General features: G+C 62.9%; 11 protein-coding genes. 2 read left to right on the plus strand and 9 right to left on the minus strand.

The features are described 5' to 3' along the window. Nucleotides 1-129: 129 nt before the first annotated feature. Nucleotides 130-1,935 (minus strand): lipid A export permease/ATP-binding protein MsbA, encoded by a 1,806-nt coding sequence (gene msbA, locus AA0Z93_RS04805; protein WP_413046158.1) that lies wholly within the window; start codon nt 1,933-1,935, stop codon nt 130-132. A 154-nt stretch (nt 1,936-2,089) separates the two neighbouring features. On the opposite strand from msbA, the gene AA0Z93_RS04810 reads away from it, so the two are divergent. Both AA0Z93_RS04810 and AA0Z93_RS04815 read left to right on the plus strand, forming a co-directional pair. Next, on the plus strand, nt 2,090-3,943 hold the full coding sequence (locus tag AA0Z93_RS04810; protein WP_413046157.1) for an O-antigen ligase family protein: 1,854 nt from the start codon (nt 2,090-2,092) through the stop codon (nt 3,941-3,943). Between the two features lies 1 nt (nt 3,944). Continuing rightward, nucleotides 3,945-5,153 (plus strand): acyltransferase family protein, encoded by a 1,209-nt coding sequence (locus AA0Z93_RS04815; RefSeq protein ID WP_413046156.1) that lies wholly within the window; start codon nt 3,945-3,947, stop codon nt 5,151-5,153. On the opposite strand, the gene AA0Z93_RS04820 is transcribed toward AA0Z93_RS04815, so the two are convergent. From AA0Z93_RS04820 to AA0Z93_RS04855, 8 genes are read right to left on the minus strand one after another with little or no spacing between them, the layout of a single operon-like run. Next, nucleotides 5,136-5,774, minus strand: a complete 639-nt coding sequence (locus AA0Z93_RS04820) for a CatB-related O-acetyltransferase (RefSeq protein ID WP_413046155.1) — start codon at nt 5,772-5,774, stop codon at nt 5,136-5,138. The two genes, AA0Z93_RS04815 and AA0Z93_RS04820, sit on opposite strands and share 18 nt — an antisense overlap. 15 nt (nt 5,775-5,789) lie before the next feature. Then, the gene (locus AA0Z93_RS04825; protein WP_413046154.1) at nt 5,790-6,674 is read right to left on the minus strand and encodes a glycosyltransferase; all 885 of its coding nucleotides are present in this window, start codon (nt 6,672-6,674) and stop codon (nt 5,790-5,792) included. Then, a complete protein-coding gene (locus AA0Z93_RS04830) occupies nt 6,671-7,822 on the minus strand; it encodes a glycosyltransferase (RefSeq protein ID WP_413046153.1) in 1,152 nt (383 codons plus the stop codon). Before AA0Z93_RS04830 ends, AA0Z93_RS04825 begins: the two co-directional genes overlap by 4 nt. Beyond that, nucleotides 7,819-8,703 carry a DUF6625 family protein gene (locus tag AA0Z93_RS04835; RefSeq protein ID WP_413046152.1) on the minus strand — a complete coding sequence of 295 codons (885 nt, stop codon included), beginning with the start codon at nt 8,701-8,703 and terminating at the stop codon, nt 7,819-7,821. The genes AA0Z93_RS04830 and AA0Z93_RS04835 overlap by 4 nt, the downstream gene beginning before the upstream one ends. Before the next feature lie 7 nt (nt 8,704-8,710). After that, complete coding sequence (locus tag AA0Z93_RS04840) at nt 8,711-10,144, minus strand: PIG-L deacetylase family protein (protein ID WP_413046151.1); 1,434 nt, start codon at nt 10,142-10,144, stop codon at nt 8,711-8,713. Beyond that, nucleotides 10,141-11,037, minus strand: a complete 897-nt coding sequence (locus AA0Z93_RS04845) for a GNAT family N-acetyltransferase (protein ID WP_413046150.1) — start codon at nt 11,035-11,037, stop codon at nt 10,141-10,143. Before AA0Z93_RS04845 ends, AA0Z93_RS04840 begins: the two co-directional genes overlap by 4 nt. Beyond that, on the minus strand, nt 11,037-12,167 hold the full coding sequence (locus AA0Z93_RS04850) for a glycosyltransferase (RefSeq protein ID WP_413046149.1): 1,131 nt from the start codon (nt 12,165-12,167) through the stop codon (nt 11,037-11,039). Before AA0Z93_RS04850 ends, AA0Z93_RS04845 begins: the two co-directional genes overlap by 1 nt. Then, the gene (locus AA0Z93_RS04855) at nt 12,151-13,908 is read right to left on the minus strand and encodes a carbamoyltransferase (RefSeq protein WP_413046148.1); all 1,758 of its coding nucleotides are present in this window, start codon (nt 13,906-13,908) and stop codon (nt 12,151-12,153) included. Before AA0Z93_RS04855 ends, AA0Z93_RS04850 begins: the two co-directional genes overlap by 17 nt. Between the last annotated feature and the right edge of the window lie 66 nt (nt 13,909-13,974).

Below are 13,974 nucleotides of genomic sequence, written 5' to 3' on the forward strand. Positions count from 1 at the left end.
GGGCAACCCATATGTGAAAAATGAACAGGGGCGGGATATTAGCACAGGCCTGTCGGCGGCTTTACCGCCAGATCAAGCCCGTCCATTTCCCGGTGGATGCGGGGCCAGGATGGCCCCGAAAGGCAGGCTTCAGGTGATGTCGGCCTTGCTGGGCGCATCGAGGCCCAAGGTGTGCAAGCGCGCGTAGTGACCCTCTTGCGCCATCAACGTGGCGTGGTTGCCACGCTCGACGATACGGCCCTGGTCCATGACCAGGATCATGTCGGCTTTCTCGATGGTCGAGAGGCGGTGGGCGATCACCAACGTGGTGCGACCGCGCATGATGTGGTCGAGCGCGGCCTGGATATGCCGTTCGGATTCGGTGTCGAGCGCCGAAGTCGCTTCGTCCAGAATCAGCAGCGGAGCATCCTTGAGCAAGGCGCGGGCGATGGCCAGGCGCTGACGCTGACCACCGGACAACAGCACGCCGTTCTCGCCGACCTGGGTATCGAACCCTTGCGGCAACTGATCGATGAAGTCTTTGGCATAAGCGGCCTGGGCTGCGGCCTCGATCGCTTCGCGCGGAGCCCCGGCCAGGTCGCCATAGGCGATGTTGTTGGCGATGCTGTCGCTGAACAGGGTGACGTGCTGGGTCACCTGGGCGATGTGTTTGCGCAGGTTGACCAGCTTGAAGTCTTCGACCTCCACACCGTCGAGCAGAATTTCGCCGCTGCTGTGGTGATAGAAACGCGGGATCAGACCGGCCAGGGTCGACTTGCCGCTGCCCGAGCGGCCGACCAGGGCCACCATCTGTCCCGGCTCCACGGTGAAATCGATGTCCGTCAGCACCTGCCGATCGGTGCCTGGATAGGTGAAGTTCAGGTTGCGCACTTCGAGGCGCCCGCTGACGGACGCACGCTCGATGCTGCCCTCGTCCTTTTCCAGCGGTTCGTCGAGCTGCTCGAAGATGCTTTCGGCACCGGCTACCCCTTTCTGGATGGTCGAGCTGACCTCCGACAGTTGCCGGATCGGTTTGGGCAGCAGGCCGGCCAGGGTGATGTAGGCGACCATGTCGCCCGCCGAGGCGTCGCCACGCAGGTACAGCACCAGGAACATCAGGACCGCCATGGCGGTGTAGATGACCAGTTGCAGCAACGGTGTGTAGATGGCGCCTGTACGCGTCATGCGCAGTTGCTTGTCGGTGTTGCTCTGGCTGGCCTCGACGAAACGCCGGCTTTCGTAGGCTTCGCCGCCGAAGCTGCGCACCACGCGGTAGCCCTGGATGGTTTCCGATGCCACATGGGTGACATCGCCCATGGCTACCTGGATCTTCTTGCTCTGCTTGCGGAACTTGCGGCTGGCCCGCCCGACCATGAAGGCGATCAGCGGCAAGATGGCGACCATCACCAACGTCAGGCGCCAGTTCATCACCAGCAGCGAGACGAACAGGAAGATCACGGTCATGCCTTCGCGCACCACCACCTTGATGGCGTCGGTGGCTGCACCGGTGACCATGGTCACGTTGAAGGTGATGCGCGAAATCAGGTGTCCGGAGTTGTGCTGGTCGAAGTAGCGGTTGGGCAGGTTCAGCAGATTGTTGAACAACTGCACCCGCAGGTCGTGCACCAACCCGAGCGATACCTTGGCCAGGAAGAAGTTACCCAGGAACGAGCCCAGTCCTTGCCAGGCCGCGATCAGGATGATCAGCCCCGGCACCGTGTGCAGCAGATTCAGGTCGCGTAGGTAGGGAACGTTGGGAAACAGCGAGGCGTTCGGGTTGGAAAGGCCGTCGACGAAGTATTTGAGGATGTAGCCCAGCATGGGCTGCGTCGAAGCGAAGATCAGAAAGCCCAGGATACTCAGCAGAAACAGGCCGATGTAAGGCCGCACGTAGCCGAGTAGACGGAAATAGATCTTCATGCTCGATGGGCTGGCGGAGCCGCTGGCGTCTGTCATATCACGAGATGCGTCGAAAAAAGGGGGAGTGACTTTATCACAGCCAGGTTCGCACGTCGGTGAATGCGGCGAAGTGTTCGGTTCATACCCAGAGCAATGGCCTACGAGGTGAGGTAACATCGTCGCCTCTTTTTGCCTAGCTCACCCCCAGCCTATGTCTTCGATCAGTCTCAGCAGCACTGGCAATCGCGCGTTCGACTTCGTTTGCCTCTGGGTGCTGCCGGCAGGCCTGTTCCTGCTGCTCAGTGCGTTGTTCTTCCTACCTGACCGCAGCCCTCATCACAAGCTGTACTACGCCCTGTTCAGCATTCCGACCCTGCTGGCGCTGTGCGCTCGTCCGCGCGCGCTCGTGCCCTTGCTGCGAGAACCGCTAGTGCTGCTGTTCCTGCTGTTCGCAGGTTTCGCCGTGTTCAGCATCCTCTGGTCGCCTGTGGCCAACGCGGCGGACCTGGTCAAGCGGCCCCTGCATACGCTGATGCTGTTCCTGGGTACTGCCCTGCTGTTGCTGCATCGCCCGGAAACCTTCAAGCCGATTCTGCTCGGTGCTGGGCTGCTGGCACTGCTGGCCGTGTTGCGCGACCTGCCGGCTTTCGCCCTGGCCTATGTGCCGGGCACACGCTTCATCGGTGCCGGCGCCCTCGACAACCCGCTGTTGAGCTCGCACCTGTTCGGCTTCTTCTGCATCTATTGGCTGTGCATGGCGCTGGACTGCAAGCGCCTGAGCCTGGTTGCGCTGTACCTGGCCGCCTTCGCGATCATGTTCGCTGCGGTATTGGCCACCGGTTCCCGGACCCCCCTGCTGGCGTTGGTGCTGGCCGTGAACTGGGTCGCCCTGCTGCGTCGAGACCGCCGTTCCATCGCGCTGTTCGCAGCCGCGCCAGTGGCGCTTGTGCTGATCTGCGTCTACGCGCCGCAGTTGATCACCGAGCGTGGCACCTCCTACCGCTTGGACATCTGGCAGAGCTGCTGGGAGCGGTTCCTCGACCATCCCTGGATCGGCCATGGCTACGACGCGCCGCTCAGTATCGATGTCGGAATCGGCTACGTCCTGACCGAGCCGCACAATTTCGCCCTGGGCGTGCTCTATAACGTCGGCATCATCGGTTTCCTGCCATGGGTCGGCATGCTGGCCTGCGGTCTTTACTACGGCTGGAAGTATCGCGCTTCGGCGTCTTTCCGGTTGGCGTCCACCCTGCTGATGTTCGGCATCGGCGCAGGCCTGACCGAAGGTGGCGGCATCCTCTCGCGGCCCAAGGAGCACTGGTTCCTGTTGTGGATACCGCTGGCGCTGCTGGCGGGTTTGAGCATCGCTCGGCATGCCGGTCGACTGGTGCTGGCCGCACGGGTCTGGCTCGAGCCGGCGCAGGCGCTGCACATGGCCCAGGGCGCCCGCATCATCGAAGAAGACGGCCGAGGCCCGAAAGTGCTGCAACTGGACGATGGCAGTTTCCTCAAGCTGTTCCGTCGCCGCCCCTGGTACACCTGGGGCAACCTGTACCCCTACGCCCAGCGCTTCGTGCTCAACGGCCAGCAATTGCCCTTGCTGGGCATCGCAACCCCGCAAGTGCTCGAGCTGATCACCTATGCCGACGGCAGCCAGGGCGTGCACTATCGACCGTTGCCTGGACGCACCCTGCGTCAGGTGTTGCAGGACTGCCCCGAAATTGGCGAGCGAAGGGCGCTGGTCCGCCGCCTCGGACAGTTCATCGCGGTACTGCATGAGCAAGGCGTGTATTTCCGCTCCCTGCACCTTGGCAACGTGCTGCTGCTGGACGACGACACGTTCGGCTTGATCGATCTGGCCGACCTGCGCCTGCGACCTTCGCCGCTGCCGGCCGACCTTCGCCGGCGCAACCTGCGCCACATGCAACGCTACCCTCAGGACCGGCACTGGCTGTTCGAAGAAAACGTCGAGGCCCTGCTCGATGGCTATGCCAGCAAGACCGACCAGGCGCTGACCGAGGCCGTGCGTACGCACGTGCAGTCGCCGACTGGGACGGCGCAATGACATGACTTGGTTCGCCCCACTGCTTTCTGCATTGACCTATGCCTTGGCCTTTCTGGTGGCCGGCCTGATATTGCGCATGCCGATGGTGGCGAGACATCTGCAACCGACTGCCGGCCGCTGGGCGTCCCTGGACGGCCTGCGCGGTTACCTGGCATTGGGTGTGTTCATTCACCACGCCGCGATTGCCTGGCACTACCAGCTCACCGGGCAGATCGACATGCCGCCCGAGCGCTTCTTCGCGCAGATCGGTCAAGTGGGCGTGGCACTGTTCTTCATGATCACCGGCTTTCTGTTCTGGGACCGCCTCTCCAGGCAAGGACGCAGCTTCGACTGGCGCGCATTCGCCGTTTCCCGGGCATTTCGCTTGTACCCCTTGTACCTGCCGCTTGTGGTGGCGGTGCTGGTGACGGTGTTCTACCTGCAACACTGGAGCCTGCGCAGCGAGCCGTCGCGGTTGCTGGGCCAGGTGGCGCAATGGCTGATCTTTCATCGCCCGGATATCAACGGGACAAGCGGCACCGGCAACCTGATTTCCAACGTGACCTGGACCCTGCTTTACGAGTTGTACTTCTACCTGGCGTTGCCTCTGCTGGGCTTGATCTTCCTGTACCGCGGCAAACTCCGCACCACCCTGTGCTGCCTCGTCGGGCTGTACGTGCTCGCTCAAGTCGTGGGTCTGGAGCACGCACTGAAGAAGAAGTACCTGATGAGCTTTCTGGGCGGTATCGCGGCGGTTTACTGGGTCCGACGGCCTGCATTGCTGGACTGGTCGCGTAGCCGAGCTGGCACATGGACTGCGGCGGCCTTGCTCTTGATAGTGCTGACACTGTTCAACAAGACTTTCGCAACATTCCCTTTGCTGCTGCTGAGTCTGGCCTTCTGCATCATCGCCTCCGGCAATGATCTACGCGGCGCCCTGAGCCTGCGCAGTGCACGCTGGCTGGGCGAAGTGAGCTACAGCACCTACCTGCTGCACGGGTTCGTGCTGTGGTGGCTGGTGTACCGTCTATATCCGCAATCGGGCTTCGCCGCCGGCCAGCCCTGGCCGTTCGTCGGCGTCATCGCCTTGAGTTGCGTCGTCCTGGTGGTGCTGAGCAGCCTTACCTTCCTGTGGCTCGAAAAGCCCGGCATCGCGCTGGGCAAGCGCCTGATCGGTCGCTCGCGAGCGGCGAGAGCCGGTACTGCGGTGGAATCAGTCGAGCGGGTCTGAGCGACTGCCACGCAGGCGCGCATAGTCGAGAAATGCCTGGATGTCGTCGCTGCAAAGCTTGTGCGCTACTTGCCTGATCTCTTCCTGTGGCCACGACCACCAGGCCGCTGCCAGCAGCGCCTCGCGCACGTCTTGCGCGAACCGCCAGCGCAGCACGGTGGCTGGATTGCCGCCGACCACGGCATAGGGCGGCACGTCGCGGGTAACCACGGCGCCTGCACCGATCACCGCGCCGTCGCCGACCGTCACGCCAGAGAGGATGCTGCAGCCCGAACACAGCCAGACATCGTTGCCGATCACTACATCACCACGGCTGACCGCATAGCGCTGGATATGCGCCGCCTCCTCGAACATGGCTGGAAAGGGATAGGTGCTGACCCAGTCGGTACGATGATGGCCGCCGAGAAAGATCTGCACGCCTTCGGCGATCGAGCAATAGGCCCCGATGCTCAAGGTAGACCCCTCCTGCCAGTCGTGGATCTGCGGTATGCCGTAGCTGCCCGCACCGAACGCATATTGCGGATAGCGTGCGGCGAAGCGTGCCTGACCCCGTTGGTTCGCCGGCAACTTGCGAATCGCGCGCTTGGCGCGTTTTTCCTTGAAACGTGACCACCAACCCACTGCCGCGCCCTCCGTTCAGTGCCGTTCGAGCGGCGAGAAATACAACCGTCCCAGCCCTCGCCAGGTCTTGCGCGTAAAGGCACGCAAGGGAATCTGGGCCAGCAGTTCGCGAGCCAGTTGACGGTCGCGATTGGCCACCTTGAGGAACATCGAATTCAGGGCCTTGAACTTGACCTGTTCGTAAGCCGGATGATCCTGGAACAGCGCGTAGGTGCGCAGAATGTTGTCGATCATGAAGCGATGGTTCTTGTAGGAGTTGGTCGCATGCTTGCGATAGCGCGCCATCACCACGTTCAAACCATCGATGAAATATCCGGCATGGGTGATTTTCAGCTCGATCAGCAAGTCTTCCAAGCGGATCTGCGGATCGAAGCCGCCTACCTCCAGCAGTGCCTGGCGACGGAACAGCAACGTTGGCGCCGGCGGATAGGCCTTGCGCTCGAGAAACATGTCTTCGAAGTCCATACGTCGAAAAGCGATGTCCCGCCGCTGACGCTCCTCCGGAAACAGGTTGCCCTGCGCATCGATCAACTCGATGTTGCCACAGCAGATGCCGACCTCCGGCTTGTCGGCCATGTACTCGACTTGTATGGCAATGCGCTCGGGCAACATCACATCGTCGGAACCGAACGGTGCCACCAGCTCGCCACGGGCACGCTCGACGGCAGCGTTGAGCGTATGGGTCAGGCCCTGGTTGCGCTGTACACGGAAATCGAAGCCGTGCTGCGCCTGCAGGCGCTGGATGCGCTCGACGCTGTCGTCGGTCGAGCCGTCGTCGATCACCAACAGTTCGATGTTGGAATAGGTCTGGCCCAGCACACTGAGGATGCTCTGCTCGATGTAGGGGCCATGGTTGTAGGAGGCGATGATTACCGTAACCAACGGTCGATGGGTATTCATTGCGTTTCCTTGGGGGCGTGCAGACCCGACTCGATCAACCGCAGGTATTGCTGGCGGAAGACATCGATGTCGTGTTCATGGGTCAGGTATCGGTAGGCCTGTTCGCCTTTGGCGCGCAGGGTCTGATCATCGAGGGCCAGATAACTGTCCAGCGCGCCGGCGAGGCTGGCGACATCGGCGGGTTTCACCGCAAGCCCGCCCGCGCCCTGGATCAGCGGCAGCATCGCCGGTACGTCGCTGGCGATGACCGGCAGATGCCCGCTCATGCCTTCGAGCAGCGCCAGGCCAAGGCCTTCTGCCAGCGACGGCATGGTCCACAGGTCGAAGGCGCGCACGTACTGCAAGGCATTCTCGCGAAACCCCAGCAGATGCACGCGCCCCGCCAGGCCCAAGCGCTCGATCTCGGTTTGTAGTCGAGCCTGCTCGCGGCCTGCGCCGATGATCGCCACCTGCGCCTGGGGGTATTTGTCCTTGAGCGTGGCGAAGGCCTGGATCAGGTAGGTGTGCCCCTTGATAGGGACGAGCCGGCCCAGCGCACCGATCAGGCGCACGTCGTGTGGCAGCCCCAGCTGTGCCCGGGCCTCGCTGCGTGACAGCTGCAGGCATTCGGCCTGGTCGATATCGATGGCGTTGGTGATGCCGTGGGTATTGCCCCCGGTGAAACCGCATTTGCAATCGAGCAGGTACTGCCTGACTGCTGGCGATACACCGACGAACTGCCAGCGCTGGTCGATCAGACGGCGGGTTTGCCGACGTCGATAGAGACGGTCGTATTCGCCGAACCCATGGGAAATCCCGATGCACAAAGGGATTTTCAGCCAGCGATTGAGCTGCAGCATCATGTTGACCGGCTTGAAGCGGTTGCAGATCACCACGTCGAAGCGCTCCCGACGGCAGAACCTGAACAGCTGCCAGAGCGCCTTTAGGCGCATGCCTTTGAGGGCGCTGTCGGAAAACTCGAAGTACACCGAACGATCAGCGCGACTGACCGGCTGACCGGCTTCGGGCCTGCCTTTGAGAAACGCCATGGTGGTTTCGTAACGCTCCTTTGGCAGGGCCTTGAAAACCTGTTCGGCGAGATCGGCGAAGTCGTGCTGCTTGATGTTGTAGTCCGGCTGCAATTGCAGGACTTTGTAACGTTGTCTCATAAGCCGTCCTGATGGAAACCCCGGTCCGTGATGATCCAGCGCGCCGAGGCCGCTATTCGGCGAACTTCGCGTGCAGTGGGCGGTGCCTGCTTCGACCATTGGTTGCGTTTCCAACAGGCGAAATGGAAATAGGGATAGAGCCGCTGATCATCCAGGTCGTTGCTCACCCGCCCCTCGCGCCAGTACCAGCGCTTGGGAAAGCTGTGGCTACCGTCGTGCCAGGCGATGCACCCGTTCGGTGTGCTGTAGGCTTCGACGAACTCGCTGCGTCGGCGCAAAGGGTTCAATTGGCCGAGCAAGTTGAACAACGGTCTGGGTAGATTCTTGCGGCGCACGAACAAACGGCTGAAGGCGCCTTCGTCGAGCGCATGGTGGGTCTCGTCGCAAAAACGCTCGCGCCAATCGGGCATGTTCATGAATAGCGAACGCTTGCAGTCGGTGTTGCGAATCAGGCACAGATGGCCGGCCACACGACGTTCATGGGTAGAGAAGAAATCGCGGCTGGCCAAGCGCTGATTGGTGAAATAGGCACGCAGCTCGCCGTATACCAGATCGAGGTCGCCAAAGGCCCAGAAGTCGTAGCCGTGCAGATACTCCTCATGGATGTAGCCCAATGCGGGCTTGAGGTCGCACAGTTTATAGGCGTTGACCGGCGCGAAGTGGATATCGAGCCGGCGCGAGACCAGCCGGCAGTAGCTCTCGTAGTCGATGGGCTCGATGCGCACGTTGCTCGGCAGACCCTCGGGTACGCCACAATCGGTGAACAGCAGCCAGTCGACATCTGGGTTGCGCCGGCAGCTTTCCAGGAAAAACGGCATCCAGAACGGCCATTGCCCGAAATAGGGAATGATGAACAGGATACTGGGGGTAGGTAAGTGCATAGCCTTGCTACTCGTGGTGGGTATCGCCTGAATGCCCGGAGGGTTCGAGGATCCAGAACAGCTCATGTCGGCGCACTGCTTTACGGAAGAACTCGTTCTCGCCGTAGGCAGACTCGCGACGCCCAGCCAGGCCACGCTGAATCAGCCGACGCAGGCGGCGTTTGAACGGCAGGCGCGGTTGCAAGTCGTGCATCATGCCCAACGCCATCGCCTTGTCATGCTGCAACGCCGTCGGCAGACACAGGCTGTACGGTTGCCCCATGGCCTGGCGCTGCAACACCGGTGGCAAGGCCACGCCGGCGCCACTGTCGCCCATTGGCCAGCGGTCGTTGTCATGCAGGTGATTGGCGTAACCCAGCACCATCTGCGGCTGCCATTCCAGACCTTGCAGCGCCTCGCGAACCGCCTGCTGCGCGCAGACATGGTCGGGATGCGGGTCGAGCACCGGATGGGGTAGCACGATGACTTGCGGACGCGCGCGAAGCAGCAATGCACGGAGATCGGCCAGCAAGTTGTTCCAGGTCGGCACGCCATCGTCGCCCGGCAGGGCCAGCGTGTTGAATTGGCGGAACAGGCGGGTGTCGGTCAGCTCGGCTTCGCGCGAAGCAAACGGCTGGTCCGGCGTCTGGCGCATGGCGGGCAACTGCAGGCAAAAATAGCCCAACTGCACGCAGTGCGCCTCTGGCACGCCTGCCCAGCGCGGCACTGCCAGGCTGTCCCAGGCGCGTAGCCGCCCCTTGAGACGAGCGGCGTCGGCACGGGCCAGCCCCATGCGTTGGTAGTGTTCGGCTTCGATTTCGCCAGCGGTCAGGGTGACGATCCAGCTTTCGCTGGCCTGGCTGTACAGCCCGTAGGCTGCCAGTTCAGCGTCGTCGGCATGCGGCGCGATGACCATCACTCGTTGCTGGCGGGCATCGCGCTGACGGAACACCCAGAGTCGTGGCTGCCCGACTGTCCGACAGAAACGCCCGTTCACGTGGAGCGCGCCTTCGGCCAAGGCCTGGTCGCAGCCACTGAGGTTGAGATAGCGCAAGCCACGCACACCACGCTCGAACATCTGCAGGTCGTCTACACCGCCACCGCGTAGTCGTACGCCAGGGTCGAACAATCTGCCCAGCCAGCTGGCACGCAGGCCGACCTGCAGCACCAGGGTCTCGTCGCCGTGCAGGTGCAGCGGCGGCAATTCCAGTCGTCCCGCTACCAGGCTGACGCCTGCCACCTCGCAAGACGGCGCAAAGTCGTACACGTAGTCGTCATGCGGAGCGTAGAACAGGTGGTCGGCGAACCAGGCCTCGTGGGCGATCCAGAGCATAGGCAGCAAGACCAGGGGCAGCCACCAAGCCACTGCCAGGCCCGTCGCACACAGCACGACCAACGCGACAAGCAACCCCACGCGCTTGTTGCGACGATGGCGTTTGAGCAGCGCCTGTTTGCGGCTCATGACTGCAACACCGGTACCGACGTGCACCAACGGTCCTTGTATTCGCGATCGGCGCGCCCAAACGAGAAGCGCAGGGTCTTGTCGCGCGCCTTGGCGTCCGCCCAGGCGGCCTGGGTGTTCAGAAAGCTCAAGACGCTGCCGGGGCTGAAGGCTTTTGTTTCGGGATCGACACCGCCGTTGACGTATTCCACGCTGACCCAGTCGGGAGACTCGACCCGATACACCAACTGAATGGCGATGGCTTTACCGTCGAGCAACAGCACCGAGCCAATCAGCAATGCGCGCAGGCGTTCGATCACCTCACCCATGCGTTCGGCCCCCGTGGCCGCGAAGCCCCAGCGGCGCTGGAACAGATCGCAGTACATGGCGGCGATTTCACTGGAGGCGTAGTCGGTGATCGGCAACACCTGCCCGCCCGCCTCTTCCAGCAGACGCAACTCGCGGCGCTGGTTGTAACGGAATTTCTTCGACAGATCTTCGTGCGCGCGAGCCATGGCCAGTTGCTCGGGCTGCGGCTTGAGCCCGACGAAACGGTCTTGGTTGAGCTCCGACAGATAACGCGCGGCATGGCGCAAAGGCGCTGCCGCCTGAGTCGCAGCGGGCAGGATGATTTCAGCGTTGCCCAGATCGAACAGGCCTTTCTTGCCGTGGCGCTTGAGCACGTCCTTGGACAGCGCCAGGTGGCGACCCCAGGTCGGGATGGCGGCCCGCAACTCAGCACCTTGATACCAGCCCAGATAGCGCACGGGAATCTGCGCCAGCTCGGCCAGCTGGGTCACTACCAAAGGATGGGTGGCGACGCTGCCACCGTAACGATACCAGGCCTGGGCATAAGTCTCGGCGTCGATCGGGGTCCAGCCGCGTTCGCGAAAGGCTGCGATGGCGTTGAGCATCAGCGGGCGGACTCCAAGGTCTGGATCTGGGGCAACAGCCAGAACGCCTCGCGCACGGCCTGATCGGAGAAACGCTGCAGCAGACGCTGCAACATGGCGGCGGCGCAGGCTTGGCGCTGCGCATCGCTCAGCTCGCCAAGGCGCTGCAGGGCGGTGGCCAGTTGTTCGATGTCGCCCAGGGGAAACAGCTCGCCAACCCCCTCGACCACTTCCAGTGCACCGCCACAGGACGTTGCCACCAGCGGTACGCCGGCTACCATGGCTTCGAGCAGGACCATGCCGAACGGCTCATGGTCCGAACTCAGGGCGAACGCGTCGAAAGCCTGAAAATAGCGCCGGGCTTCGACCACCTGGCCGAGAAAATCGACCCGCTCGCCGATGTCCAATTCCACGGCCAGCGCCTTGAGGCGCGCTTCCAGCCGACCCTTGCCCAGCACCGCCACGCGCGCGCCACTCGGCAGCCCCGGCAAGGCGCGGGCAAAGCCGCGTAGCAGGGTCGCCTGATCCTTGTCCGGGTGCAGACGGCCGACATTGCCGACGATCCATGCCTGTGCGTCCAGACCCAGCGCCTCGCGCGCCGCCTCGCGTGGCAGCAGTGTCGCTCGCAATGCGGCTACGTCGATGCGGTTGTACAAGGTTTGGATGCGCTCGGCTGGCCAGGCGGGCAGGCAGCGGCGTATGTCGTCGCGCACTGCGTTCGATACGCCGAGCAGGCTCAGGCGCTTGCGAAACAGGTTGGCGAACAGACGCCGGCCCTTGCGCTGATAATCGCCGAAGGCGTGGTGCACACCGACCACCGGCAGCGACGTGGCCAGCAAGGCGACATAGATGGGTTTGAAACGGTGGGCGATGCAGAAGCTGAAGGCCCGCTGCGCGACGATCTTGCGCAGCGCCGCCATCGCGCCCAGTTTCAGGCCGCGCACGGCCCTGGAACTGAACTCGAGGAACAGCACTTCGTCGGACGCGCAGCCCGCTGCCACGGCAGGGTCGGCACGGCCGGTCAGAAAGACCGTGGTGACCCGATAGCCGCGCCCCTGGAACAGGCTGGCGTATTGCCGTGCGCAGTCCAGAAACGGGCCGTCGTAGCCATGGCAGAACTGCAGGACGCGACGTTCAGAGCGGCTGGTCATACGCGGCGGCGCCGTCCTTGACCACCAGAATGTCTTCCATGATCAGGTACTGCAGATCAGAACCATAGAACATGTTCAGCGCATCGGTGGGCGAGCAGATCATCGGCTCACCACGGCGGTTGAGCGAGGTGTTCAGCGACACACCGTTGCCGGTCAGGTCTTCGAGGGCCTTCATCATGTCGTAGTAGCGCGGGTTGTATTCGCGCTTGAGCACCTGGGCACGGGAGGTGCCGTCTTCGTGCACCACTTCCGGCACGCGGGTCTTCCATTCTTCGGCGACTTCGAAGGTGAAGGTCATGAACGGCGCCGGATGGTCGATCTTGATCATCTGCGGGGCGACGGTGTCGAGCATCGACGGGCAGAAGGGCCTCCAGCGTTCGCGGAACTTGATCTGCTCGTTGATACGGTTGGCCACGTCCGGCACGCTCGGGCAGCCGACGATGGAGCGGCCGCCCAACGCCCGCGGGCCGAACTCCATGCGCCCCTGGAACCAGGCCACCGGGTTGCCGTCGACCATGATCTTGGCGATGCGCTGGGGCATGTCGTCGATCTTGCGCCACTTCGGCGCGCTGGGGTGGCGCGCACAGGCGGCGATGACGTCTTCGTTGGAGTACGCAGGGCCGAGGTAGACATGTTCCATCTTCTCCACCGGCACGCCGCGGGCATGCGATATGTAGGCGGCAGCGCCCACCGCAGTGCCGGCATCGCCGGAGGCGGGCTGGACGAAAAGCTCCTTCACGTCCGGCCGGGCGATGATCTTCTGGTTCAGCTTGACGTTCAGCGCGCAACCGCCGGCGAAGGCCAGCTTGCCGGTTTCGCGCAGCACGTCGCCCAGGTAGTGGTCGATCATCTGCAACGCCAGCTTCTCGAACAACGCCTGCATGCTGGCGGCATAGTGGATGTACGGCTCGTCGGCGATGTCGCCTTCGCGCTTGGGCCCCAGCCACTCGATCAGCTTGGGCGAGAAGTAGAAACCCTTGCCCTTCTCTTTATGGCGGCGCAGGCCGATCACGTTGGCGTACTCGGTGTTGATCACCAGTTCGCCGTTTTCGAAGCTGGCCAGACGCGAGAAGTCGTACTTGCTGGCATCGCCGTAAGGCGCCATGCCCATGACCTTGAACTCGCCGTCGAGCATTTCGAAGCCCAGGAACTCGGTGATCGCACCATACAGGCCGCCCAACGAATCGGGGTCGAAGAACTCCTTGATCTTGTGGATCTTGCCGTTTTCGCCGTAGCCGAAGAAGGTGGTGGCGTATTCGCCCTTGCCGTCGATGCCGAGGATCGCGGTCTTTTCCTTGAAGCCTGAGCAGTGGTAGGCGCTGGAGGCGTGCGCCAAGTGGTGCTCGACCGGCTCGATCTTGATCTTCTTCGGATCGAAGCCCAGTTGCTCCAGGCACCAGACGATCTTCTTGCGGTAGCGCTTGTAGCGCCGGTTGCCCATGAGCAGAGCGTCCAGTGCGCGATCCGGGGCGTACCAGTAGCGCTTGGCGTAGTGCCAGCGGGCCTTGCCGAACAGGCTGATGGGAGCGAAGGGAATGGCCACCACATCGACGTCGGACGGCTTGATGCCGGCCTGCTCCAGGCAGAACTTCGCCGACTCGTAGGGCATGCGGTTCTTCGCATGCTTGTCACGCACGAAGCGCTCTTCTTCGGCGGCGGCGACCAGCTTGCCGTCGATGTACAACGCCGCGGAAGGGTCATGGCTAAGGGCGCCGGACAGGCCAAGAATCGTCAATGCCAAGGGACTCGCCTCTTCAATCGGTAAAAAATGCGCTGCGGGCGGCAATGGCCGGCGGCGGCTAAAGCG

It is taken from the genome of Pseudomonas phoenicis, assembly GCF_047302395.1.
Lineage (GTDB): Bacteria > Pseudomonadota > Gammaproteobacteria > Pseudomonadales > Pseudomonadaceae > Aquipseudomonas.

Excerpts from the sequence above, each read along its gene's own strand:
- AA0Z93_RS04850 (WP_413046149.1), bottom strand. The coding sequence starts at position 12,167 with ATGACCAGCCGCTCTGAACGTCGCGTCCTGCAGTTCTGCCATGGCTAC.
- AA0Z93_RS04840 (WP_413046151.1), bottom strand. The coding sequence starts at position 10,144 with ATGAGCCGCAAACAGGCGCTGCTCAAACGCCATCGTCGCAACAAGCGC.
- AA0Z93_RS04810 (WP_413046157.1), top strand. The coding sequence starts at position 2,090 with ATGTCTTCGATCAGTCTCAGCAGCACTGGCAATCGCGCGTTCGACTTC.
- AA0Z93_RS04835 (WP_413046152.1), bottom strand. The coding sequence starts at position 8,703 with ATGCACTTACCTACCCCCAGTATCCTGTTCATCATTCCCTATTTCGGG.
- AA0Z93_RS04830 (WP_413046153.1), bottom strand. The coding sequence starts at position 7,822 with ATGAGACAACGTTACAAAGTCCTGCAATTGCAGCCGGACTACAACATC.
- AA0Z93_RS04845 (WP_413046150.1), bottom strand. The coding sequence starts at position 11,037 with ATGCTCAACGCCATCGCAGCCTTTCGCGAACGCGGCTGGACCCCGATC.
- AA0Z93_RS04825 (WP_413046154.1), bottom strand. The coding sequence starts at position 6,674 with ATGAATACCCATCGACCGTTGGTTACGGTAATCATCGCCTCCTACAAC.
- AA0Z93_RS04815 (WP_413046156.1), top strand. The coding sequence starts at position 3,945 with ATGACTTGGTTCGCCCCACTGCTTTCTGCATTGACCTATGCCTTGGCC.
- msbA (WP_413046158.1), bottom strand. The coding sequence starts at position 1,935 with ATGACAGACGCCAGCGGCTCCGCCAGCCCATCGAGCATGAAGATCTAT.